This window comes from Xanthomonas sp. NCPPB 2250 (assembly GCF_056725265.1).
The window spans coordinates 4,978,432-5,002,864 of record NZ_CM161520.1 but is presented as its reverse complement, the minus strand read 5'-3'; the positions used below and the strand labels follow the sequence as shown (position 1 = coordinate 5,002,864).

Annotated in this window: 15 protein-coding genes; 6 read left to right on the top strand and 9 right to left on the bottom strand. The window is 72.6% G+C overall.

The genetic code is table 11. The features are described from left to right. Positions 1 to 137 precede the first annotated feature (137 nt). The gene (fabG, locus tag AC1PMG_RS20540; protein ID WP_481110076.1) at positions 138 to 875 is read left to right on the top strand and encodes a 3-oxoacyl-ACP reductase FabG; all 738 of its coding nucleotides are present in this window, start codon (positions 138 to 140) and stop codon (positions 873 to 875) included. A gap of 52 nt (positions 876 to 927) precedes the next feature. Here fabG and AC1PMG_RS20535 read toward each other — a convergent pair whose 3' ends face one another. The 5 genes from AC1PMG_RS20535 to AC1PMG_RS20515 all read right to left on the bottom strand — a co-directional run bounded on the left by AC1PMG_RS20535 (position 928) and on the right by AC1PMG_RS20515 (position 7,238). Beyond that, positions 928 to 2,604, bottom strand: coding sequence for a tannase/feruloyl esterase family alpha/beta hydrolase (locus tag AC1PMG_RS20535; RefSeq protein WP_481110075.1), 1,677 nt, complete (start codon positions 2,602 to 2,604; stop codon positions 928 to 930). A gap of 209 nt (positions 2,605 to 2,813) precedes the next feature. After that, positions 2,814 to 4,439, bottom strand: a complete 1,626-nt coding sequence (locus AC1PMG_RS20530; protein ID WP_481110074.1) for an NAD(P)/FAD-dependent oxidoreductase — start codon at positions 4,437 to 4,439, stop codon at positions 2,814 to 2,816. After that, positions 4,436 to 5,257: a glycosyltransferase family 2 protein gene (locus AC1PMG_RS20525; protein WP_481110073.1), complete on the bottom strand. Its 822-nt coding sequence runs from the start codon at positions 5,255 to 5,257 to the stop codon at positions 4,436 to 4,438. The genes AC1PMG_RS20530 and AC1PMG_RS20525 overlap by 4 nt, the downstream gene beginning before the upstream one ends. After that, positions 5,254 to 6,030, bottom strand: a complete 777-nt coding sequence (locus tag AC1PMG_RS20520) for a beta-ketoacyl synthase chain length factor (protein ID WP_481111726.1) — start codon at positions 6,028 to 6,030, stop codon at positions 5,254 to 5,256. Before AC1PMG_RS20520 ends, AC1PMG_RS20525 begins: the two co-directional genes overlap by 4 nt. 8 nt (positions 6,031 to 6,038) lie before the next feature. Continuing rightward, on the bottom strand, positions 6,039 to 7,238 hold the full coding sequence (locus tag AC1PMG_RS20515; protein WP_481111725.1) for a beta-ketoacyl-[acyl-carrier-protein] synthase family protein: 1,200 nt from the start codon (positions 7,236 to 7,238) through the stop codon (positions 6,039 to 6,041). A gap of 217 nt (positions 7,239 to 7,455) precedes the next feature. On the opposite strand from AC1PMG_RS20515, the gene AC1PMG_RS20510 reads away from it, so the two are divergent. Next, entirely contained in the window at positions 7,456 to 7,716 is a 261-nt protein-coding gene (locus tag AC1PMG_RS20510; protein ID WP_481110072.1) for a YcgL domain-containing protein, read from the top strand. After that, the gene (locus AC1PMG_RS20505; protein WP_481110071.1) at positions 7,709 to 11,026 is read left to right on the top strand and encodes an ankyrin repeat domain-containing protein; all 3,318 of its coding nucleotides are present in this window, start codon (positions 7,709 to 7,711) and stop codon (positions 11,024 to 11,026) included. Before AC1PMG_RS20510 ends, AC1PMG_RS20505 begins: the two co-directional genes overlap by 8 nt. A 624-nt stretch (positions 11,027 to 11,650) precedes the next feature. Here AC1PMG_RS20505 and AC1PMG_RS20500 read toward each other — a convergent pair. Both AC1PMG_RS20500 and AC1PMG_RS20495 read right to left on the bottom strand, forming a co-directional pair. Next, a complete protein-coding gene (locus AC1PMG_RS20500) occupies positions 11,651 to 13,537 on the bottom strand; it encodes a S8 family serine peptidase (protein ID WP_481110070.1) in 1,887 nt (628 codons plus the stop codon). Positions 13,538 to 13,600: 63 nt separating this feature from the next. Further along, positions 13,601 to 15,946 (bottom strand): YadA family autotransporter adhesin, encoded by a 2,346-nt coding sequence (locus AC1PMG_RS20495; RefSeq protein ID WP_481110069.1) that lies wholly within the window; start codon positions 15,944 to 15,946, stop codon positions 13,601 to 13,603. Between the two features lie 212 nt (positions 15,947 to 16,158). Here AC1PMG_RS20495 and AC1PMG_RS20490 point away from each other — a divergent pair, with 212 nt between their 5' ends. Next, positions 16,159 to 17,529: a sensor histidine kinase gene (locus AC1PMG_RS20490; protein WP_481110068.1), complete on the top strand. Its 1,371-nt coding sequence runs from the start codon at positions 16,159 to 16,161 to the stop codon at positions 17,527 to 17,529. 54 nt (positions 17,530 to 17,583) lie between these two features. Here the strand turns inward: AC1PMG_RS20490 and AC1PMG_RS20485 are convergent, their stop codons facing one another. Continuing rightward, complete coding sequence (locus AC1PMG_RS20485) at positions 17,584 to 18,294, bottom strand: response regulator transcription factor (RefSeq protein ID WP_017915915.1); 711 nt, start codon at positions 18,292 to 18,294, stop codon at positions 17,584 to 17,586. Positions 18,295 to 18,415: 121 nt separating this feature from the next. Between AC1PMG_RS20485 and AC1PMG_RS20480 the strand changes: the two genes are divergently transcribed. Together AC1PMG_RS20480 and zwf are read left to right on the top strand one after the other, a co-directional pair. Then, the gene (locus AC1PMG_RS20480; protein ID WP_481110067.1) at positions 18,416 to 20,206 is read left to right on the top strand and encodes a glycoside hydrolase family 15 protein; all 1,791 of its coding nucleotides are present in this window, start codon (positions 18,416 to 18,418) and stop codon (positions 20,204 to 20,206) included. Beyond that, positions 20,203 to 21,984 carry a glucose-6-phosphate dehydrogenase gene (gene zwf / locus AC1PMG_RS20475; protein WP_481110066.1) on the top strand — a complete coding sequence of 594 codons (1,782 nt, stop codon included), beginning with the start codon at positions 20,203 to 20,205 and terminating at the stop codon, positions 21,982 to 21,984. Before AC1PMG_RS20480 ends, zwf begins: the two co-directional genes overlap by 4 nt. A gap of 548 nt (positions 21,985 to 22,532) precedes the next feature. Here zwf and AC1PMG_RS20470 read toward each other — a convergent pair. Then, positions 22,533 to 24,362 (bottom strand): monovalent cation:proton antiporter-2 (CPA2) family protein, encoded by a 1,830-nt coding sequence (locus AC1PMG_RS20470; protein ID WP_481110065.1) that lies wholly within the window; start codon positions 24,360 to 24,362, stop codon positions 22,533 to 22,535. Between the last annotated feature and the right edge of the window lie 71 nt (positions 24,363 to 24,433).

Below are 24,433 nucleotides of genomic sequence, written 5' to 3'. Positions count from 1 at the left end.
CGTCCCGTGGTGATCGGCGGTGCGTTTCAGCCGCGCCGCGTATTCCCTGCACGTCGTCGCGGCTGAAACCGCGCCTACGGGCGCGCGGATGAACCGTTAGGATGACGGCCCATCTTCATTGCGACCGAGGATTCCCGATGTCTGCATCCCCCGCACCGCGCCGCGCCCTGGTCACCGGCGGCAGCGGCGATCTCGGTGGCGCGATCTGCCGTGCCCTGGCCGCGCAGGGCCTGCACGTGATCGTGCACGCCAATGCCAACGTCGCGCGCGCCGTGGCGGTGGTGGAGGCGATCGTCGCCGCTGGTGGCAGCGCCGAGGCGGTGGCGTTCGACGTGGCCGACGCCGAGGTCAGCGCGCAGGCGCTGGCGACGCTGCTGGAAGCCGGCCCGATCCAGGTGCTGGTCAACAACGCCGGCATCCACGACGACGCGCCGATGGCGGGCATGAGCGCGGCGCAGTGGCACAGGGTCATCGACGTCTCGCTGCACGGCTTCTTCCACGTCACCCAGCCGCTGCTGCTGCCGATGGCGCGCACGCGCTGGGGCCGCATCGTCAGCGTGTCCTCGGTGTCGGCGGTGCTGGGCAACCGCGGGCAGACCAACTACGCCGCGGCCAAGGCGGCGCTGCACGGCGCCAGCATGTCGCTGGCGCGGGAAATGGCCAGCCGCGGCATCAGCGTCAACGTGGTCGCGCCGGGCGTGATCCAGGGCGCGATGGCCGAGAGCGCGTTCCCGCCGGAGGCGATCAAGCAGATGGTTCCGGCCGGACGCCCGGGCAAGCCGGAGGAAGTGGCCGCGCTGGTCGCGTTCCTGTGCTCGGACGCGGCCGCCTACATCAACGGCCAGGTCATCGGCATCAACGGCGGCATGGGCTGACGACGCTGCGCTGGTCGCGCCGCCACACCGGCGGCGCAACGGCGGTTCGCCCTCAGCGGCAGACGAAGCTGGACGCCGCCTCCACGTCGCCGCCGACGTAGCGCGCCACCTGCGGGTACGGGCACAGCGGGCGGCTGCGCTGGCTGCTCCAGCTGGCCGGCACCTCGTTGTTGGGCGCGGCGCTGCCGCTGCCGCGTGCGCTGGCGACGATCGCGGCCGGCGCCTGGCCCTGCTCGACCCAGGCCACCAGCGGGGTCAGCGCGTCGAACTGGTCGGTGGCCGGTCCGCCGGCGCAATGGGCCATCGCCGGCACCGCGAACAGGCGTGCGTAGCTGGCGGCATCGGCATCGGCGGTGCGCAGGCGGTCGTACCAGGCCGCGGTATCGGCGAAGGAGAAGATGCCGTCGCCGGTGCCGTGGTAGATCAGCAGCTTGCCGCCGCGCTTCTTCAGCGAGGTCAGCTGGGTCTCGTTCGGCGGGGTCATGTACGCCCAGGCGGATTCGCCAAAGGCGCCGGACGTGGCGAAGATCTTCGGCGCGTCGCGGTCCATGTCGAACTGCAGCGCGTAGCGCTTGAGGTCCTGCAGCACCGCCGGGTCCTCCGGCGGGGTGACGAAGCCGAAGGCCACCGAGCCGGGCACCAGGGTCAGCGAGGCGTCCTGCCGCCAGCCGGCCCAGTCGCCGCTGGCGATGCCCGGGTCGTAGGGGAAGGGCGCGTACAGCGGCGTGCCGGCGCTGTTGCGCACGCCGGCGTGGATGGCGCCGAGCGCCCGCTTCTGCGCCGGGGTCAGGCATTGGCCGGTGCGCCCGGCGCTGCCGCAGGTGGCGACGTCGCGGTTCAGGTCGAAGCGGCGCTGGCAGGCGAGCACGTCCTGCACCATGCCGTCGCGCACGCCGTCCAGCGCATCGCAGGTGGCGACGATGCGCTCGGCCACCAGGCTGCGCTCGGCGGCGGTCAGGCCGCTGCGCGTGTCGCTGCCGCCTGCCAGGGCCGCCAGTTGCTGGGCCGCGGCCAGGTCCGCGATCGCCGCCTTGGGCAGGTGGAACCCGGGGTCGCCGACCAGGATGCCGTCGTAGTCCTGCGCGTCGCGCGCGGCGGCGACCATGCCGTGGCGGCCGCCGTTGGAGCAGCCGCCGAAGTAGCTGTAGTCCGGCGCCTTGCCGTAGGCGATCTGCACCACGCGCTTGGCCATCGGCGTCAGCGCCTGCACCGCCTGGTAGCCGTAGTCCAGGCGCGCCTGCGGATCGCGGCCGAACAGCGGGTTCTGCGCGTTGCTGTGTCCGGCATCGGAACTGATGACCGCAAAGCCCATGCGCAGCGGGTTGTCGCGCTGGCCGCCGCCGCCGATGTCGCCGAGCGCGGGCACCACGTTGCCGTCCAGGCCGCCGTTGGCCTGGTAGAAGAAGCGCCCGTTCCATGCCGCCGGCAGGCGCATCTCGAAGCCGATCGCATAGGACTGGCCGTCCGTGCCGACGCGCTCGTGCATCAGGCCGGTGACCTGGCAATGCGCGCCGATCGGCTGGCCGGCCACCTGCAGGGCGCCGGCGGCGACGCTGCGCACCGCGGTGAAGCGGGTGCCGGGATAGGCGAGCCGGCTCGCCAGCGCGTCGCACGACTGTTGCAGCGGTGCCGGGGTGGCCGGTGCGCGCGCGGTCGTCTGCGCATGGGCGGTGGAGGAGGCGGCGAGAGCGGCCAGCGGCAGGGCCAAGGCGAGCAGCGTGGAGCGCATGGAGTTCTCCTGGAGGACGCGCCGGGCGCGGCGGGCCTGTGTCGCGCCGGTGGCGGCAAGGCGTCAACCGTCGTGCGTGCGAAAACCCGAATGCGCGGGCGATATTCGCCCCATGTGACGCGTGCCGCGCAATTGCGCGCTCGCCGGGCGCCTCGCGGCGTGGAAGCGAGGCGCGCGTTGTTGCAGGGCGGCACGGCCCTGCGCGTGGATCAGGCGGCGTCCGCGTACCAGGCCGGCGACAGGACCGGCAGCGGCGTCGCCGCGTCGCGGCAGGCGTCCAGCAGGCCGTGGTCGGCCAGCGTGGGATGCTGCTGGCGGGCGCGCGCCAGGATCTCCCCGGCCAGTTCCGCCATGCGCGCGACGTTGCCGTGCAGGCGGGCGACGAAGGCGGCGTCGTCCAGCCGGTCGCTCAGGGCGCGGTTGAGTTCGTGGAACCAGCCGATCAGGTACTGGTCCAGCAGGCGTCCGTCGGCCACCGCCGCCGCCTGCGCGCGGTTGGCCGCGCCCCAGTCGCGCAGCAGCGCCTGCATGCCCAGGTTGAGCGCGCTGGCCTGCTGCAGCGCCGGGCGCAGCAGGCCCAGCACGGCCAGGTCGGCGATGCGGTCGGTGCAGTACAGCGGCGCCAGCAGCGACCAGTAGTAGGTGTAGTCCCAGATCACCTTGACCGGCATCACCTGGGCGTCGCCGAACAGCGGGTACTGGTCCTGGTAGAGGGTCAGGGTGTTCTCGTAGAACGAGAAATACAGCTGCTGGTACAGCTCGGCGTAGGGCGCGATGTCGCGCCCGGCGCGCTCGCGCCCGATCAGTTCGCAGATGTAGGTGTTGCTGATGGCGATGAAGTCGCTGCCCGGCGAATAGAACGGGTCCAGGAACACGCCGGCCTCGCCGGTCAGCGCCCAGCGCTGCGCCGAGAACACCTGCTTGCAGCCGTAGGAGAAGTCGCGCAGGAACAGGAAATCCTGCACCGTGTGCTCGCTGCGCTCCAGCGTGCTGGCCACCTGCGGCTGGTGCGTGCGCAGCCAGTCCATCGCCTTGGCGTGGGTGTTCATGGTCTCCAGCGGATGCATCGCGGCATCGCAGACGATGCCCAGCGAATGCGCGCCGGAGGACAGCGGGATCAGCCAGAACCAGTAGCCGGGGCCGCACATGTGGTTGGTCGAGCGCCAGCGGTCCGGCGGCGTGCAGCGCTGCAGCCAGGCACTGTCCTGCGACCAGCCGTTGGGATCGACCAGCCCGTCCACCCGCCACCACACCGCGTTGGCCTGGTGCGCGTTGTCCTGGGCCAGGCCGAGCTTGCGCTTGAGCAGGCCGGCGCGGCCGCTGGCGTCGATCACCCAGCGCGCCTGCAGGCTGGCCTCGGCGCCGTCGCGGCTGTAGCGCACGCAGTGGTCGCCGTCGTCCTCGGCCAAATCGACGCCGCGCACCGTGCTGCCGTCGAGGAACTCCACGCCCATCGCGCGCGCGCGCTGCCCGAGGAAGTTCTCGAAGCGGCCGCGGTCGATCTGCCACGACGGAGTGGGCAGCAACTGGCTCACCCCCAGCTCGGTGCACTGGTCGATGTCGGCGCGCCCGTCGGAGAAGAAGAAGCGGAAGCCGAACTTGCGGATCTGTTCGGCATCCAGGTGCTCGCGCAGGCCCAGCACGTCGGCGAAGTAATGCGCACCGATCTCCACCGAGGACTCGCCGACCTTGAACGCGGCCTCGCGCACCGGGTGGGCGCGCCGTTCCAGCACGCGGATGCGCAGCTGCGGGTCGCGCTGGCGCAACTGCAGCGCCAGGGTCAGTCCGGCCAGTCCGCCGCCCAGAATCGCCACATCCGCCTGCGCTGCCTTCATGTCGTCTTTTCCTTGGCGACGGCCAGGGGGGCCGTGTCGAGGGTGCCGTCGACGTCGTCGATCAGCACCGGGTTGGCGCGGGTGCGCCGGTACTCGCGTACCACGTGCCCGTAGCTCCACACCTGCACGATCACGTGCGAGGTGATCTTCCACAGATCGCGCACCAGCCGGAAGTGGCTCTTGCGGAACGTGCCGGGGGTCTGGTTGGCGTAGCGGGTCTCGATCGGCACCGCCACCACCCGTGCGCCGGCCTGGCGTGCGGCCGAGATCAGCAGCTGCGCCTCGAACACGAAGCCTTCGCCGGGCACGTCGGGCAGGGTGTAGACCGACTGCGGGTACAGGCGCTGGCCGCTCTGGCTGTCGACCAGGCGGAAGCCGCAGCCCCAGGCGATGCCCCAGTCGCCGAAATCGTTGCCGATGCGGCGGATCGGCGGCTGGCTGGCGCGCTTGCGCAGGCGCGCGCCGACGATCACGCAGCCGGGATGGCGGTTGGCCGCGGCCAGCAGCCGCGGGAAGTCGGCGGCGCTGTGCTGGCCGTCGCCGTCCATGGTCATCACCGCGCGCGCACCCTGGCGCTGCGCCTCGGCGAAGCCGCTGCGCAACGCCGCGCCCTTGCCGCGGCGTTGCGGATGGCGCAGCAGAGTCACCGGCAGGTCGGCGATGCAGTCGCTGGTGCCGTCGTCGGAGCCGTCGTCGACCACGATCACCCGCGGGCAGTGCGCCAGCGCGTCGCTGACCACCTCGCGGATGCGCAGCCGTTCGTTGAGGGCCGGAATCAGGATCGCCGCGTCGGCGGCGCTCAGCGGCGTGCGGCTCATGCGCGCAGCTCCACCTGCAGGCAGCGGCCGCCGCCGGCATCGAGCACGCAGCCGCTGCCGCCCAGCGCCAGCGCGTCGAACAGCGGCAGCATCGGCGCCATCGCGTTGCCCGCGGCATGCCGCGCCAGCGCGCCGTCGCCGACCGGTGCGCTGCCGTCGCGCAGCTGCACCTGCAACTGCGGCTTGCCGTCGCGCGCGCCGGCGCTCAGCACCAGCGCACCGCCGAGCAGGCCCTCGCTGCGCGCGATGCGGCCCAGTGCGCCCACCGAGCGGCTGTCGTAGCCGACCAGCAGCACCGCCTCTTCGCCTGCGGCCAATTGCGACAGCGCTTCCAGCAGGCCCTGCGCGAAACTGCCGCTGTGCGCGCTGATCGCGGTCGCCGCGGCGGTGGCGCCGGCGCCGATGGTCCAGTAGCCGGCGGCGGCGTTGTGCACCGAGTTGTGGAACTTGGTCGGCGACACCGACAGCGGCTCGCTGGCCAGGGTGGTGCACATGTAGTCGGTGATCGCCAGGTCGCCGTGGGTGGAGGTGAACACCGACGACAGCGTGGCCGGGTCGCGGCCGGCGTCCTGGCAGGCGGCCAGCGCCGCGTCCAGCGACACCGCCACCGTGTCCGGCGCGCGGCGGCGCTCGTTGGGCGCCAGCAGTTGCGGCGAGGGCCGCGCCGGCGTCTCCAGCAGCGCGCCGTCGCCGCGTGCGAAGGCCTGCGCGACCGCCCACCCGGGCAGGCCGGGCGCCCAGAACCCGATGCCTTCGATCGTGGCGCTCAGCATGGGCGTGCTCATGCGCGGCCGAACAGCAGCGAGCAGTTGTTGCCGCCGAAGCCGAAGGAGTTGTTCATCGCGTAGCGGACCTGTGCATGGGCGGTGGCGAAGCGGATCTGCGGGCCGCAGGCGGGGTCGGGCAGTTCGCTGTTGAGGGTGCCGGGCAACAGGCCGTCGCGCAGCGCCAGCAGCGCGAACACCGACTCGACGATGCCGGCGGCGCCGAGCGTGTGCCCGGTCCAGGCCTTGGTCGAACTGGCGTGCAGGGTCGGCGGAAACAATGCCGCCACCGCGGCGGCCTCGACGCTGTCGTTGGCCGGGGTCGCGGTGCCGTGCAGGTTGAGATACCCGACCTCGGCCGGGTCCACGCCGGCGCGCTGCAGCGCGCCGCGCATCGCCAGGCCGGCGCCCAGCCCCTGCGGATGCGGCGCGGACATGTGGTGGGCGTCGCTGGATTCGCCATAGCCGCACAGCAGCGCCTGCGCCGGCGGCGCGTCGGCGGCATCGGCGCGTTCCAGCAGCGCGTAGCCGCCGGCCTCGCCCAGCGACAGCCCGACCCGGCGCACGTCGAACGGCCGGCACGGCTCCGGTGACACCACCTGCAGCGAGTTGAAGCCGAACAGCACGCTGCCACACAGCGTGTCCACGCCGCCGACCAGGGCCGCATCGACCACGCCGGCGGCGATCAGCCGCGCGGCCTGGGCGAACACCTTGGCGCTGGAGGAGCAGGCGGTGGCGACGGTGATGCACGGGCCGCGCAGGCCGGTGGCGGCGCGCACGAAATCGCCGAGCGAATGCGGGGTGTGCACGATCGGCCGGTCCAGGTCGGCGGGCATGCGCGGGCCGTCCGCGTCGTGCTCGAGCCGGGTGTAGGCCTCCTCGCTGGCGCCGATGCTGGAGGTGGAGGTGCCCATCACCACCGCCACCCGCTCGGCGCCGTGGCGTTGCGCCGCGGCGGCCACGGCGGCGGCCATGCCGTCCTGTTGCAGGGCGAGCCAGGCCAGGCGATTGTTGCGGCATTCCCACGCGGCCAGGGCCTCCGGCAGCGCGGCGGTTTCCAGCGCGTCCACCCGGCCGATCCAGCATTCCAGCGGTTGCGGACCGAAGTCGTTGCGGCGCAGGCCGCTGCGGCCCTCGCGCAGCGCCGCGGCCTGGGCCTGCAGTCCGCTGCCGAGCGCGTTGGTCGCGGTGTAGGCGCGGATGGCCACCGGGGCCATGCGGGGCGACGGGGACGCTTCGGTCACGCGGTATTCCATACAAGGACAATCACCGCAGTATATCGACGCATTCGGTCATGCCGTGAAACACCGGCGACGCGAACGTGAATAGCGCCCGCGCCCGGATCCGTTCAGCGCAGGGCCGGCGTGCGCTTTCGCCGCTGGCGCATTTCCTCCACAATCGCTTGCCTTTCCACGCCAGGCGCACGCCACGGGCATGCAAGCCTACGTCTACAAAAGCCGACGCAAGCCGGACACCTATCTGTATCTCGCCGCCCGCGACGACTTCGGCCGTCTGCCGCCGGCGCTGCTGGCGTCGCTGCAGCCGCTGGCGTTCGTGCTCGAGGTGGCGTTGACCGCCGAACGTACGCTGGCCCGCGCCGATCCGGCCGCGGTGCGCGCCAACCTCGCCGGCTGCGGCTTCCATCTGCAATTGCCGCCGTCTCTGCCCGGCACCACCGATCGACACGATGACTGACTCTTTCCTCCGCGCGCGTGCGCCGATGCTCGCCGCCGCCCTGGGCGCGGTGCTGGCGCTGGCCGCCGGAATCGGCCCGCTGGCCGCCGCCCTGGGCGCCTGGCTGGCGCAACCGGCCTTCGCGCTGGCGTTGTCCTGGCACCGTGGCAGCCGGCCGCGTCCGCGCGCCGCGCGCGACCTGGTCGGCGCGGCGGCGCCGCTGCTGGTGCTGTGGGCCGGCGGCATGGCGCTGGTCGCGGTGCTGGTGGCCTGGCCGCTGGCGGCGCTGCACGACAGCGGCAGCCTGGCCGCCGCGCTGGCGCTGAGCGTGGCCGCCAGTGCCGCGCTGCTCGGGCTGTGGCGGACCTGGCCGCTGTGGCACGGCAGCGATGCCGAGGGCGGCCCGCTGGGTGCGCGCTGGCAGGCGCTGGCGCAGCAGGACGTGCAGGCCTGGCGCGGGCTGGCGGTGGCCGCGCTGGTATTGGTGCTGGCCGGGCTCGGCGTGGTGCTGGCTTGGCCGGGGCTGCTCGCCGAGGCCGCACGCTGGCCGCTGGCGCTGGCCTATGCGCTGCTGTCGCCGCTGCTGCACGCCGGCCTGCAACGGGTGGCGCCGCCGCAGACGCTGACCCCGCCGGTGTCCTCCGCCGACCTGTTCGCCGAACTCAGCGCCACCGCCGCGCCGCGCGCGGACGAGCCGCCGCCGGCGCAGGACGAACTGCATGCGGCGCTGTACGACGCCGCCCGCGGTGGCCGTGTCGATCGCGCGCTGCAACTGCTGCAGGCCGGCGCCGATCCGCATGCGCTGCCCGCCGCCGAGTGGCGCGACCAGCGCAGCCTGCCGGTGCTGGCCGCGGTGCTGCCGGACCTGCGCCTGCTGCGCGAACTGATCGTGCGCGGGGTCGACGTCAATCGCCCGCACCTGGGCATGACCCCGCTGCTGGCCGCCACCCGCGACAGCTGGCATGGCCGCCCGGAGGCGGTGATGACCCTGCTCGCCAACGGCGCCGACCCGCGCGCCAGCGACGGCGACGGCAACACCCCGCTGCATCACGCCGCACGCAGCTCCGACCCGGGCGTGGCCGCGCTGCTGCGCGACGCCGCCGCCGAACTGGACGCGGCCAACCGCGACGGCCTGACCCCGCTGGCGGTGGCCTGCCAGGTCGGCAACTGGCGCATGGCCAAGTTCCTGCTCGAACGCGGCGCCAAGCCGGAGCCGGCCGAGGCCAGTCCGGTGCTGCTGGCCGCGGCCGGCACCGAGGAAGACGATCCGGCCGGCGTGCAGTTGCTGCTCAAGCACAAGGCGCGGGTCGACGCGCGCGATCGCCAGCGCCGCAGCGCGCTGCACGAGGCGGCGCAGGCCGGCCACGTGGAGATCGTGCAGGCCCTGCTCGGCGCCGGCGCCAACCTGGAAGCGCGCGACGCGCTGGGCCGCACGCCGTGGCTGGAAGCCGCCCGCTACGGTCGCGTGGCGGTGCTGGAACGGCTGCTGCCGCACAAGCCGGACCTGGTCGCGGTCGATGCCGATGGCCGCAACGCGATCCTGCTGGCCTGCACCGCCGACCACGTCGCCCCCGGGCTGATCCGGCGCCTGCTGGAGCTGGGCGTGGCGCCGGCGCTGCCGGACCAGAGCGGCCGCCGCGCCGTCGACCTGGCCGCAGAGGCCGGGCGCTGGGCGATCGTGTCCGCGCTGGACCCGGACTATCCGCTGCCGGCCGCGGTCAGCGACGGCCAGGGCGAGACCGGCCCGGCCGGACTGCCCGACCGGCCGCCGCTGGAACTGCTGCGCGAAGGCCTGCAACTGGGCCAGCCGCGCGACGGCCTGGCCGCGCTGGCGCGGCTGTGCGCGGCGGAGGAACTGGGCGCGCTGCTGCACGAGCCGCCGCTGGCGTTGAACGCGCAGGCGGTGGACTGGCTGCTGGCGCATGGCGCCGAGCCGGAGGTGCTCGATGCCTGCGGCGACACCCCGATGTTCGCGCTGCTCTCGCGCGGCGTGGAGGCGGTGCCCAGCCTGCAGGCGATGCTGCGCCACGGCGTGTCGCCGGCCGGCCGCGGCGGCCTGACCCGGCTGCTCGCCGCCTGCGCGCAGCACGATCACGCCTCGCGCGCGCTGGAACAGTTCGCCCTGGAACTGCTGGAGCGCGGCGCCGATCCGTTCGCGCCGTCGCCGGCTGGCGATCCGCCGCTGTCGCTGGCGGTGCGGCTGGGCTGGCTGCGGCTGCAGTTGCAATTGCTCGAGCGCGGTGCCGACCGCGAGGCGCGCGACAGCCACGGCATGACCGCGCTGCACCTGGCCGCCGCGCTGGGCCGCGAGGCCTCGCTGAAACTGCTGATCCAGCAGGGCGCCTCGCCGGACGCGCGCGCCGCCGACGGCCAGACCCCACTCGGCGTGGCCCTGGCCAGCGGTCGCCGCGACCTGGCCGACTGGCTGGACTGGCGCACCTGGCCGCTGCCGCGGCGCCCGCTGCGCGAGGCCGACGTGCCGGCCGCGGCGATGGTCGGCGACGCCGAGGCGATCCGCCGGCTGATCGACCTCGGCCTGCCGGTGGATGCGGTGGACGCGCAGGGCTGCACCGCGTTGCTGCGCGCCGCCGGCGGCGGCCATGCCGAGGCGGTGAAACTGTTGCTCTCGCGCGGCGCCGATCTGCAGCACGCCGCGGCCAGCGGCGCCACGCCGCTGTCGGCGGCGGTGAGCATGCGCCAGACCGAGATCGTCGCGGCCTTGCTGCAGGCCGGCGCGCAGATCGAACACCGCCTGCCGGGCGGGGTCACCGTGCTGATGCTGGCCTGCGCGCTGGGTCTGCCGGACATCGCCGCGCGGCTGCTGGCCGCCGGTGCCGACGTGCATGCCGGCGACGCCCAGCAACTGGCCCCGCTGCACTGCGCCGCGCTGTACGGGTTCACCGCGCGCGACAAGTCGCGCCTGCTGGCCCTGCTGGACACGCTGCTGCTGGCCGGCGCCGAGGCCGACCGCGGTTCCGCCGGCGGGGTCACGCCGTTGCTGTTGCTGCTGGGCGCGCGCGCCGAACCGGGCACGGCCTGCGAGGAGCCGGTGGTGCTGGCCGGCGTCGAGCGCCTGCTCGACGAGGAGGTCAGCCTGGAGGTGCAGGATCCGCGCGGCTTCGGCCCGCTGCACCTGGCCGCGCTGCACGGCCTGCCGCTGCTGGTGCAGCGCCTGCTGCGCGCCGGCGCCGATCCGGAACTGCGCGATACCTTGAACCGCACCCCGCGCGAGATCGCGGTGATGCGCGGCTTCGTCGACGTCGCCGGACAGTTCCAGCCGGCGCTGCCGGGGGTGTCGTCGATGGCGCGGTTCCTGCGCGAGAGCCGCTAGCGTTTTTCCTTCTCCCACCGGGAGAAGGTGGCCCGGAGGGCCGGATGAGGGTCGGGCGCCGCCTCGCCTCGCCCATTGCACCGCGCCTCGTGCCGCACCCTCACCCCAACCCCTCTCCCGGTGGGAGAGGGGCTTGCGGTCTCGCGCCGCACCGCCGTGCACCATCCAGCAAAAAAATGCCCGCCGGAAGGCGGGCGAATTGCGTCATGGTAGGCACGTCGATGCGTTCGGAATCGCGGTGGGAGGCGCTCCTCCCGTGCACGTGTCCGGTCGGCGCTGCCGGGGGTGTCGTCGATGGCGCGGTTCCTGCGCGAAAGCCGCTAGCTTTTTTCCTTCTCCCACCGGGAGAAGGTGGCCCGGAGGGCCGGATGAGGGTAGGGCGTAGCCTCGTGTCGCCCATTGCACCGCGCCTGGTGCCGGACCCTCACCCCAACCCCTCTCCCGGTGGGAGAGGGGCTTGCGGCATCGCGCGGCATCGCCGTGCACCGCCAAGCAAAAAAACCCCGCCGGAAGGTGGGCGAATTGCGTCATGGTCGGTACGTCGCTGCTTTCGGAACCGCTGCGGGAGGTCTTCCTCCCGCGCACGTTGCGCGGCGGCGAACGGCGCCGCCGCGCGATCGGGCGTTACTGCCGCCCGACCAGGGTCAGGCCGCTGTAGCTGCCGCTCAGCCGCACGTAGTAGGTCGTGGCGCTGGACGGGGTGAGGCGCACCGCCTGGGTGGTGCCGGCACGTGTGGAGCGCGCGTCGTAGCTGCTGCTGGTCGGCGTCTTGCCCGCCGACACGTACATCGCCACGTTGCCGGTGCCGCCGAAGGTCATGAAGCTGACCACCGTGCCGGCCGCGGCCTGGAAGCTGTACAGCGCATCGCCGCCCTGGCTGCCGATGCCGCGCATCTCCACCTTGTTGACCAGGGTCTTGGTCGGCGGCACGCAGCTGCTGTCCGACGGATCGCACGGCGGGGTGGTGGCCATCTGCAGCAGCATGTCGATGTCCAGGATGCCGGCGCCGATCGGCGTGGTGGTGGGGATCGCCACCGGGAACGGTCGCGCGCTGGCGCGCAGCAGGTCGCGCATGCCGGTCCAGCTGAAGGGCGTCTTGGCCACGCTCTGCACCATCGCCACCGCCGCGGCCACGTGCGGGGAGGCCATCGAGGTGCCGGCCATGCCGCCGATCTGCCAGTCGCCGGTCGGGCTCTGGGTGCCGCCGTTGATCACCTGGAAGATGTAGCCGTTCGGGTTGCCGTCGACGTCGCCGCCACCGCCCGGCGCGGCGATGTCCACGCGCGTGCCGTAATTGGAGTAGCTGGCGCGGCCGCCGTTCACCCGCGAGGCGCCGACGCTGATGACGCCGTTGCAGGACGACATGGTGTAGGTGGCGGCGTTGGCGTTGGAGTTGCCGGCGGCGACCACGATGATCGTGCCCTTGGCGTTGATCTGGTCGATCGCGTCCTGGTAGATCTGCGGGCAGCTGTCCGGCGCGCCGCTGCCCAGGCTCATGTTGATCACCTCGGCCGGGTTCGGGTTGGTCGGCAGGCCGGCCACCGGCAGGCCCGCGGCCCACAGCATGCCGTCGGCGATGTCGCTGCCGAAGCCGCCGCAGGAGCCGAGCACGCGCACCGGCACGATCTTGGCGTCGTAGGCCAGGCCGGCCGTGGCCAGGTTGTTGTTGGTGACCTGGGCGATGGTGCCGGACACATGGCTGCCATGCCACGAACTCGGCTCCGGCGCATTGCCGGACGCGCCCAGTGCGGTGCAGTAGTCGGCTTCCACCCAGTCGCCCAGGTCGTAGCCGCCGGCCACGCGACCGTCCGTGTCGCGGCGCGAAACGCGGTGGTCGGTGATCATGTCGTAGCCGGGCAGCACGTTGGCGGCCAGGTCCGGGTTGTCCTTGACCACGCCGGTATCGACTACCGCCACCACCACGCCCTTGCCGGTGGAGCGGGTCCAGGCGGCTTCGGCGTTGACCCCGCCGACCGGGTCGTGGAAGTTCCACTGCAGCTTGGCGTAGGCGGGATCGTTGGGGGTGGTGGAGGCGGCGGCCGCGATGGCGGCCGGCAGGCGCACGCTGGCCTCGTCCAGGCGCCGGTACAGCCGATCGACCTGCACCGACACCACCGACGGATCGGCCTTCAGCTCGTTGATGAAGGCGGTGCGCTCGCTGTCGCTGAGGTGGCGCGAGGTCTGCACCACATGCCAGCCCGGCACCGCCATGTCGCGCAGCACCTTGGCGCTGACGGCGCTGCGCAGCGTCAGGCCGTTGCTGCCGATCTGCGCGCGCTGCATGCCGCTGCGCGCCACCGCGCTGCTGAGGGTGGTGGCCAGCAGGCTGCGCGCCTGGCTGCCGCCGTCACGGGTCTTGACGATGAAGCGCTGGCCCAGGTCGTTGGCGCTGGCCGATTGCGGCACCGGACCTTGCACACCGCCCAGGCCGATGGTGGGAGAGGCCGCCTGCGCGCCACCGGCGAACAGGACGGCGGCGAGGGCAGCGGCGAGCGTATTGGAAGACATCATCTGCAGATCCTGGAAAGAGAGGTGAGAAGAAGAAAACGGCGGCGCGCGCGGCGCCGCGTGACGTCACAGATCGATGCCCACGCCGATGCCGGCCGAGGACTCGCCGCTGCTGAAGGCGCCGCCCAGGCTGAACGAGGCGCGTGCGCCGATCTTGCGGGCGTAGCCGACCGACAGCGCCTGCTGCCCGCCCTGGAAGCCGGCGCCGACCGACACGCGCCCGCGCGGGCTCTGCGTACCGGCGGCGTTGACCGCCATGTTGAGCATCGCCGCGCTCATCGCACCGAGCCGGTCCATGCGCCGGTCCATGCCGTCGAGGCGATGCTCGGTGTCGGTGCGCAACTGGTTGAAGCTGTCGTCCAGCGCGGTGATGCGGGTGTTGGTGTAGGCGTTGGCGCTGCTCAGGGTGGCGCTGTTGCCGGCGCGCATCTGCGCCACGTTGACCGCGTCGGTGTCGGCGCTGCCGGCGGCGACGTTGGCGACCTGGCGTTCGTTGCCGGCGCTGCCCACCGAGACCGTGTTGGCGCGGTTGGCGACCGAGCCCTGGCCCAGCGCCACCGAATTGGCGGCGCTGGCCGAGGCGCCCTGGCCGAGCGCGGTGGCCGAGGCGGCCGAGGCATTGGCGCTCTCGCCGAGCGCGACCGCATTGGTCGCCACCGCGGCGACGCGGGCGTTGGCGCCGACCGCCGTACTGCCGTCGGCATTGACCGTGGCGTTGCCGCCGATGGCGGTGTCGTTGGGGCCATAGGCCAGCGCCTGCGCGCCCATCGCCAGGCCGTTGTTGCCGTTGGCGGTGGCCCCGGAACCCACGGCCACGGCATTGGTGCCGGCGCCGGTGCTGGGCGCGCTCGCCGCACCGTCGCCGCCGCCGACGCTGATGCCGCCGGAACCGCCGATGGTGTTCAGGCGGTTGCCGAAGCCGGTCAGGGCGGTGTCGAGCGCGCCCATCGCCGAGCCCAGGTCGGTGTAGTGGCTGCCCTGCACCAGGTAATTGCCGCCGATCAGGGTGCCGTTGGCGTCGACCACGCTGCCGGCGCCGAACGCGGCGGCGACGTTGCGCAGCTGCGCCAGGTTGACCGCGTCGGTGTCCATGGTGCCGGCGGCCAGGTTGGTGAGCTGGCGCTCGGCGCCCGCCGCGCCGATGGACACGGTGTTGTCGCGTTCGGCGACCGAGCCGGCGCCCAGCGCCACGCTGTTGTTGGTGATGGTCTGCTTGTCGTTGACGAACTGCGAGTTGCCGACCCGCGCGCCGGGGCCGATCGCGATCGACTGGTCGCCGAACACATCGGACTTGGTGCCGATGGCGATGCTGTCGTAGAACAGCACCGGGGTATCGAGGAAGAAGTTGCCGTTCCACACCATTCCGCCGCCCAGGGCCAGGCTGCGGGTGCCGCCGGCCCAGGAGCCGTTGCCGAGCGCGGTGGCGCCGACACCGCCGGCGAACGCCGCCGGGCCCACCGCCGTGCCGTCGTCGCTCTGCGCGAACGCGCTGGCGCCGACCGCCACGCTGTGGGTGCCCCAGGCGCGTGCGCCGTTGCCGAAGGCGCTCGCCCATTCGGCAGTGGCCGTGCTCTGCGCGCCCACCGCCACGGCGGCGTACTGGTTGGCCACCGCGGTGGTGCCCACGGCGACGGTGCGGTTGGCGCTGGCTTCGGACAGGGCGCCGACCGCGGTTGAACTGTAGGCGGTGGCCAGCGCGCCGCCGCCCAGCGCGGTGGACAGCGGGCCGGTGGCCTGGGTGGCCTGCAACTGGGTGCCTTCGGCGCCGAAGCCCGGATTCATCTCCTCGCCCACGTCGACGATGCCGCCGACGGCGACGCTGGAGCGGTCGCTGGCGATCGCGCCGGCGCCGGTCGCCACGTTGTACTGGCCGCTGGCCTGGGCACCGGCGCCCAGTGCGGTGGCGGCCACGCCGGTGGCGGAAGTCTGCTGCAGGATCACCACGCCGTTGGGCTTGTAGGAGAAATCCAGGTCGAGCATGCCGCCGACGGCGGTGGTGGAGATTTCGGTGGCCAGGCTGTTGTGGCCCACCGCCACCGCGTGATTGGCATAGCTGACCGCACCGCCGCCGAGCGCGATGGTGCCGGTCCCCACCGCCGAGGCGGCCTCGCCGGCGGCCAGCGCTTCGTCGCCGTCGGCCTCGGCGCCGGCGTTGCTGTCGGCGCTGCCGGTGGCCTTGAAGTAGACGCTGGGGTCGTAGGTGGTCGCGGCCGGGGTCGCGCTGGCGTCGCTGGCCGTGGCGTCGGTGCCGGCGGCGGGCTGGGCGCTGGCGGCTGTCGCGGTCGGAGTGGTGGGCGTCTGCGCCATCGCCGTCGAAGTCAGGCACAGCGCACAGGCCAGGGCCAGGGTGCTGTACGCGCGGGGAATCGGATGACGGGCGGCGGTGCCGCGCAGGGAAGAGCATGCGTTCATGGCGATCTCGGGCTGAAAAACGGCAGGGCAGAAGGTGACGTCGGCGGCGCGCGTGCGCCTCCGCATCGGTCAGGAGTGGTCTGGGAGCAGCGCCGTCGTCCCCGGGCGTGTTCCGTCATGCGAACTTAGGCCCGCCGTCACCGGCTTGTCACCTGCAAGTTCTCGCATGATCATCATCGGATTCTCACTGAACGGGAATGGAGCACGGCGGCATGGCGAAGGCGTTCTGGAACTGGCTGGGCCGCGCGCCGCTGGTGGACGAGGTGGATCGGCGCAATGCGCGGGTGATCCAGTTGCTGCTGCTGTTCCTGGCGGTGACCATTCCCGCCACGATCGTGGTGGCGGTGGTGCTGGCCTGGCCGCAGCTGCGTGGGCAGCCACTGCCGCCGGGGATGCTGATTTCGTTGACCATGAGTCTGCTGATCGGGGTGTGCGCGGCGATCGGTTTCGTGCGCGTGCGCCATGGCGCCCTGCGCGGCGGCGTGCGGCTGCTGCTCGGGGCGATGCTCGGCTCGTTGCTGGTCAACGCCGCCATCCACGGCTTCCAGCGGCAGTTGCCGGATCAACTGGCGCAGATGCTGGTGCTGATCCTGGCCGGGTTGGTGCTGGGGCGCCGCGCGCTGTGGGTCACCTTCGTCGCCTTGCTGCTGATGCTCGGCGTCGGCGTGGGCCGCGACGCCTTGGCCGAACTGGCCGGCGCGCCGGCGCAGGCGCTCTTCAACGTGTTGCCGGTGTTATTCAGTTACCTGCTGGTGGCGCTGCTGCTGGATCGCACCACCGAAGCGTTGCGCGAGAGCCTGCGCGAATCCAACGCGCGCGGCCAGCGCCTGCAGCAGGAGATGCAGGAACGCGAACGCGCACAGACCCAGCTGATCCACGCGCAGAAACGCGAGATCACCGAGCGCATGGCCAGCGGCCTGGCCCACGACTTCAACAACATCCTGGCGGTGATGTCCGGCTTCGCCGCCGCGCGCCACGACGACGACCTGGCCAGCGACGCGCAGCGCATCGCGCAGCTGGAGGACAGCCTGGCGGCGGTGGAGGCATCGGCCGAGCGCGGCATGACCATCGTGCGCCGGCTGCTGCGCTTCAGCCGCCGCGACGCCGAGCATGTCGAACGCTTCGACGCCGCGGCCGCGGTGGAGGCCTTGCAGCCGATGCTGCGGCAGCTGCTGGAGGCGCGGATCGTGCTGCGCTGCGCGCTGCCTGCGGCGCCGGCGCCGATCCGTTTCGAGCGCAGCCAGTTCGACCTGATGCTGCTGAACCTGGCCTCCAACAGCCGCGACGCGATCGCCGACCGCGGCCATTTCGACATCGCCGTCTCCAGCGAGGACGACGGCACCGTCATCGAGGTCGCCGACGACGGCCACGGCATGCCGGCGGAGGTGGCCGCGCAGGTGTTCGAGCCGTTCTACAGCACCAAGCCCGCCGACAGCGGCACCGGGCTGGGCCTGGCGGTGGTGCGCGACCTGGTGGTGCGCGCCGGCGGCCGGATCCAGGTGCACAGCACGGTGGGCGTGGGCACGCGCTTCCGCATCGTGCTGCCGCACGCCGATGCAGTGCCAGCCTCGGTGCCGGCGTAGGCTTGGCCTGCCGCGGCTGCCCGCGCCACGCGGCGCGCGATGGCGAGTGGCGGGTCAGCCGGCGGGATCGAAGATGTAGCCCTTGCCGTGCACCGCGGCCAGCGGCAGCGGCTCGCCGCAGCGGCGCTGCACCTTGCTGCGCAGGCGGTGCACCATCGAATCCAGGCGGTGCGCGTCGAAGTCGTACACGCGATCGGTGAGTGCGGCGATCAAGGCCTCGCGCGCCACCAGCAGGCCCGGTTGTTCGAGCAGGCGCAGGCACAGCCGGCGTTCGCTGCCGGTCAGCGCGGCGGCGGCGCCGGTGGGCGACAGCAGGCACCAGCCGTCCTCGCTCACCTGCCAGCGCCCGCGCGCCGGCGCCGCAGGCGGGCGCCCGCTCACGCGCCGCGCCAGGCTGTGCAGGGTCGCGGCCAGCAGGTCGATTTCCACCGGCTTGGACAGATAGGCGTCGGCGCCGCCGGTCAGGCCGCGGATGCGGTCCTCGGTCTGGCCCAGGCTGGTCAGCATGACGATGCCGAGGTCCGGGTATTGCAGGCGCAGCGCGCCGGCCAGGGTGAAGCCGTCGGTGTCGGGCAGGCCGACATCCAGCACCACGATCTCGGCGCCCTCGCGCTGCACCCGCTGCTGCAGTTCCGCGCCGGTGCCGCAGCCGTCGGCGGCGAAGCCGAAACGGCGCAGGCCCGGCACCAGGATGCGATCGCGCAGTATCGGATCGTCCTCCAGGACCAGAGTGCGCAGGGCGGCGGCAGCGGGATCGGAAGTCATGCGCAGCCGCAGTGTAGCCGCAGCCGGCCGCTTGCGCGCGCCTGAACGGTGCCGCGCGGCGATTACGCGACGCAAACACCGGCGCTGGCAGACTCGCCGCTCCTCCGCCCCGGCGCCCACGATGGCCTCGCGAATCGAAGACTACGCCATGCTCGGCAACTGCCGCAGCGCGGCTCTGGTGGACCGTCGTGGCTCGATCGACTGGCTGTGTCTGCCGCGCTTCGATTCCGATGCCTTGTTCGCCGCCCTGCTCGGCGAACCCGACCACGGCCGCTGGGCGATCGCGCCGCAAGGCGACTTCACCAGCACCCGTGCCTACCGCGACGGCAGCCTGGTGCTGGAGACGCGGTTCGAGACCGACACCGGCGCGGTGGCGCTGCTCGACTTCATGGTCGCCAGCCACGACGAGGTGATGCACAACCACGTGGTGCGGATCGTGCGCGGCCTGCAGGGCCGGGTGCCGCTGCGCATGCAGCTGCAGCTGCGCTTCAACTACGGCCGCACCATTCCCTGGGTGTCGCAGATCGATGGCGGCCTGCAGGCGGTGGCCGGGCCGGACCAGATCGCGCTGCGCAGCCCGCAGGCCATGCACGGCCACGGCTTCGCCACCGAGGCAGAGTTCGTGCTGGAGGCCGGCGAAAGCACCTGGTTCGTGCTCAGCCACGGCGCCTCGCACCTGGAGCTGCCGCCGTTGCTGGCGCCGGAGCAGGCGCTGGCGCAGACCGAAGCGTTCTGGCACGGCTGGTCGCACCGCTGCCTGCATGCCGGCCCGTGGACCGAGGCGGTGCGGCGCTCGCTGGTGGTGCTGAAGGGCCTGAGTTACCTGCCCACCGGTGCGATCGTCGCCGCACCGACCACCTCGCTGCCCGAGCGCCTGGGCGGCGAGCGCAATTGGGACTACCGCTTCTGCTGGCTGCGGGATGCGGTGTTCACCCTGACCGCATTGCGCTCGGCCGGCTATTTCGACGAGGCCGCCGCGTTCCATGGCTGGCTGCAGCGCACCGTGGCCGGGTCGCCGGACCAGTTGCAGGCGCTGTACGGCATCGGCGGCGAACGGCGCATGTCCGAATGGCAGGTGGACTGGCTGCCCGGCTACGAAGGCGCCTCGCCGGTGCGCGTGGGCAATGCCGCGGTCGGCCAGTTCCAGCTCGACGTCTATGGCGAGGTGATCGCCGCGTTCCACCGCGGCCACCACGAGGGAATGGCCTCGGCGGTGCATGGCCGCTCGCTGGCGCGGCAGCTGCTCGAGGAGCTGGAGCAGCGCTGGCGCGAACCGGACGAGGGCATCTGGGAGATCCGCGACAAGCGCCAGCACTTCGTGCATTCCAAGGTGATGGCGTGGCTGGCGTTCGACTGCGGCGCGCGCGACGGCGTCACCGACGCCGATGCCGCGCAACGCGCGCACTGGCGCGCGCTGGCCGACGAGATCCATGCGCAGGTGCTGGCGCAGGGCGTGCACCGCGACGGCTACTTCGTGCAGAGCTACGGCAGCGAGCGGCTGGATGCGGCGACCCTGCTGATCCCGCTGGTCGGCTTCCTGCCGCCGGACGATCCGCGCGTGGCCGCCACCGCCGATGCCATCGCCGAACACCTGAGCATCGATGGCCTGGTCGAGCGCTACCGCGCCGACGACGCCAGCGGCGATGGCCTGCCGGCCGGCGAGGGCACCTTCATCGCCTGCAGCTTCTGGCTGGTGGAGAACTACACGCTGCTCGGCCGCCGCGAACAGGCGCGCACGCTGTTCGAGCGCCTGCTCGGGCTGTGCAACGACGTCGGCCTGCTGGCCGAGGAGTACGACCCGCGCAGCGGCCGCATGCTCGGCAATTTCCCGCAGGGCTATTCGCACGTGGCGCTGGTCCACGCGGCGCTGCGCCTGCATGGCTTGATCGGCGAACAGGACACCCATCCATGAGCGATGCTTCCCAGACCACTCCTCCCTGCCTGATCGTGGTGTTCGGCGCCCGCGGCGACCTGACCCGGCGTCTGGTGCTGCCGGCGCTGTACAACCTGCGCCACAGCGGTGCGCTGCCCGAGGAATTCGCGGTGATCGGCGTGGACCACGGCGCGGTCAGCGAAGTGGCGTGGCGGCGCATGCTCGGCGATGCGATGCGCGGGCTGATGGCCGACCGCGACGCCGAGTTCAAGGCCGATGGCCTGGACGAGGAGGTATGGGGCTGGCTGCGTTCGCGCCTGCACTACCTGCGCGGCGACTTCAACGATGCCGGCACCTATCGCAGCCTGGGCGCGCTGCTGGAGAAGATCGGCGCGCAGTACCGCACCGGCGGCAACGTGCTGTTCTACCTCGCCACCGCAGCGCGTTTCTTCGCCCCGGTGATCGAGCAGCTGGGGGCGGCCGGCCTGGTCAAGCAGAGCGCCGACGGCGGCTGGCGCCGGGTGATCGTGGAGAAGCCGTTCGGCCACGACCTGCAGAGCGCGCGCGAGCTCAACGCCATCGTCGGCCGCGTGCTCGACGAGGACCAGGTGTTCCGCATCGACCATTTCCTCGGCAAGGAAACGGTGCAGAACATCCTCGCCTTCCGCTTCGCCAACGGCCTGTTCGAGCCGGTGTGGAACCGCGACCGCATCGATCACGTGCAGATCACCGCGGCCGAGACCATCGGCGTGGAAGGCCGCGGCGGTTTCTACGACCCCACCGGCTGCCTGCGCGACATGGTGCCCAACCACCTGTTCCAGTTGCTGGCGATGATCGCCATGGAACCGCCGGCCGCGTTCACCCCGGCGGCGATGCTGCGCCGGCGCGCCGAGGTGATCGAGGCGGTGCGGCCGCTGAGTCCGGCCGACGTGGTGCGTGGCCAGTACGCGGCCGGCGCGATCGGCCGCAACGCGGTGCCGGGCTACCGCGAGGAAGACACGGTGCCGCCGGATTCCAACACCGAGACCTATGTGGCGATGAAGCTGCAGGTCGACACCTGGCGCTGGGCCGGCGTGCCGTTCTACCTGCGCACCGGCAAGCGCCTGCGCGAGCGCACCACCGAGATCGCGATCCGCTTCAAGCCGGCGCCGCTGGCGCCGCTGCGCAGCGCCGAGATCGGCGGCTACGGCCCCGACTGGCTGGTGCTGCACATCCAGCCCGACGAGGGCATCTCGCTGCAGTTCGACGTCAAGCGCCCGGGCGCGCGGGTCAGCCTGGCGCCGGTGCGCATGGACTTCCGCTACCGCGACTGGTTCCCCAAGGAATACACGGTGGGCTACGAACGCCTGCTGCAGGACTGCATGCACGGCGAGGCCGGCTTGTTCCAGGACGCGACCATGGTCGAGGCGGCCTGGACCATCGTGCAGCCGATCCTCGACGCCTGGCAGACCTCGGCCGACGAGACCCCGCAGTACCCGGCCGGCAGTGCCGGCCCGGCCGCCGCCGATGCGCTGCTGGCGCTCAACGGCGGCCACACCTGGCGCACCCTGACCGCCGGGCGCCGTCCGCCGCCGCGGCGCCCGCCCGAAGCCACCGCCACCACCGAGACCCGGCCGGTGACGCCGGCGCCGAAGCGTGGCGGGGCCAAGGCGGGCGATGCCTCGGCTTCGGCGAAGCCAGGCAAGTCGACCAAGCGCAAGACTGCCCCGGCGCCGGCGAAGACGCCGGCGGCCAAGAAGGCCGCCAAGAGCGCCGCGAAGAAAACCGTCAAGCGCGCGGCCAGCGGCACCGCGAAGCGTCCCGCGCGCAAACGCTGAGCGCTGCCCCGGGCGCTGGCGTGAGCGCGCCAGTGTTCGGGGAGATGCCTCCATGAAAAGGCGGGCGGATGCATGGCGGCTGGATCCAGCAGTCGGGGCTGAAGCCCCTCCCACAATGGACAGCGAGTGCACCCGGCATCAGCCTTCGTGTCGGCATGCCAGTGCCCACTTCCGTCGTCCCTATCATCGCCGCCCAGCAGCCGCGTCACCGCGGCGGAAGCCGTCGAATTCCCTCGTAGGAGCGGCTTCAGCCGCGACGGGCATTCCCGGTGATGCCTGTCGCGGCTGAAGCCGCTCCTACAATCGCGGCGATACATCGTGCCGAGCCGCGGCAATGACGCGTTGTTTGAGGTGCCCTTCACGTGCACCACGCTGTAGTCGGTGCGCTGCTGGGCGATTAGTCAGTATCCAATCGCGCTCCGTCGAGCGCGACGATGACATGCCCGACGTGACCACCGCGGTTGGCAGCGACGAGCGCACATCACGCAGCGCACGCCTGCGAGACCGTTGGCCGTGCGGCTCCGGCCGCAGCATCCGAACCGCCCGCCTCAACCGCGCGGCTGCCCCGCGCCTGTCGTCTCCGCCGGCCCCGCCGTCGGATCGTTGACGTCGGCCTCGAATAGCTTGGTCAGGTCGGCGCGCGCCGCACGCGCGGTCTGCACCACCGCCGCATCGTCGTCGTAGACCAGGTGCTGGGCGCGCAGCAGTTGCGTGTCGTGCTCGCGGAAACGGGCGATGCGGTCGCGCGCGGTCGCCGCATCCAGGCCCAGGCCGAGCAGCACCTGCTCGCTCAGCTCCAGGCTGGAGGCGAACACTTCGCGGAACGGCTCGGCGCCCAGATCCATCAGCCGCCAGGCGTGCTGGCGGTTGCGCGCGCGCGCCAGCACCTTGGCGGTGGGGTAGAGCCGGCGGATCAGCCGCGTGGTCTTGATGTTGGTCTCCGGGTCGTCCATCGCCACCACGAAGATGCGGATGCCGTCGCTGCCGGCCGCGCGCAGCAGGTCCGGGCGGCTGGGGTCGCCGTAGTAGAGCTGGTTGCCGAAGCGGCGCAGGTCCTCCACCGTGTCCGGATTGTGTTCCAGCGCCACGAACGGGATGCGCTGCGCGGTCAGCAGGCGCGCCACGATCTGGCCGAAGCGGCCCATGCCGGCGATCAGGACCTGCGCGCGCTGCGTGTCCACCGTGTCGTACTGCGCCGCCGGCGGTGGCGGCTGCTTGCCCTTGCCGGCCTCGCTGGCGCCGAGCAGGCGCTGCATGCCGATCAGCAGCAGCGGCGTCAGCGCCATGGATACGCCGACCACCGCGACCAGCCGGTCGTGGGTGGCGTCGTCGAGCAGGCGCACGCGCTGCGCCTCGGTGAACACCACGAAGGCGAACTCGCCGCCCAGCCACAGCAGGCTGCCCAGCAGCAGCGCACTGCGCCAGGGCAGGCGCAGCACGCGGCCGATGCCGGCCAGCAGCGCGAACTTGACCAGCAGCAATGTGGCGACGGCCCCGGCGATCAGCCACGGCTCGGCGACGATGCGGTCCAGGTCGATGCCCATGCCCACGGCGATGAAGAACACGCCCAGCAGCAGGCCCTGGAACGGCTCGATCTGCGCCTCCAGCTCGTGGCGGAATTCCGAATCGGCCAGCAGCACGCCGGCCAGGAACGCGCCCAGGCTGGGGCTGAGCCCGGCCTTCTGCAGGAACCAGGCGTTGCCCAGCACCACCAGCAGCGCGCTGGCGGTGAACACCTCGGGCATGCGCGTGCGCGCCACGGTGCGGAACAGGTGGCGCAGCACGAAGCGCCCGCACAGCACCACCAGCGCCAGCGCGCCCAGCGCCTGGCCCACTTCCGTCCAGGTCAGGGTGTCGTTCTTGGCGCCGCCGAGCAGCGGCACCGCGGCCAGCAGCGGGATCGCGATCAGGTCCTGGAACAGCAGGATGGCGAAGCCGAGCCGGCCGTAGTCGCTGTTGAGCGCCTTGCGCTCGGCCAGCAGTTGCAGGCCCACCGCGGTGGAGGACAGCGCCAGCGCCAGGCCGATCACCAGCGCGCTCTTCCAGTTCAGGCCCATGCACAGCGCCAGCGCGCCCAGCGGCAGCGCGGTCAGCGCGACCTGGGCGCTGCCGGCGCCGAACACCGCATGCCGCATCACCTTCAAGCGCGCCGGCGACAGTTCCAGGCCGATCAGGAACAGCAGCATCACCACGCCGATCTCGGCGGCGTTGAGGATCCGCTCGGTGTCCTGCACGAAGCCCAGCCCGTCCGGCCCCAGCACCACGCCCGCGGCCAGGTAGGCCAGCACCGCGCCCAGGCCCAGGCGCTTGAACACCGGCACCGCGATCACCGCGGCCAGCAGCAGCACCAGCGCCAGTTCCAGGCCGCCGCTATGCACGAGTCGTCTCCATCGCCGCATTATGCGGCCGCCAATGCGACCGGGTGCTGACCCGGGGCGTGTGGGTGGTG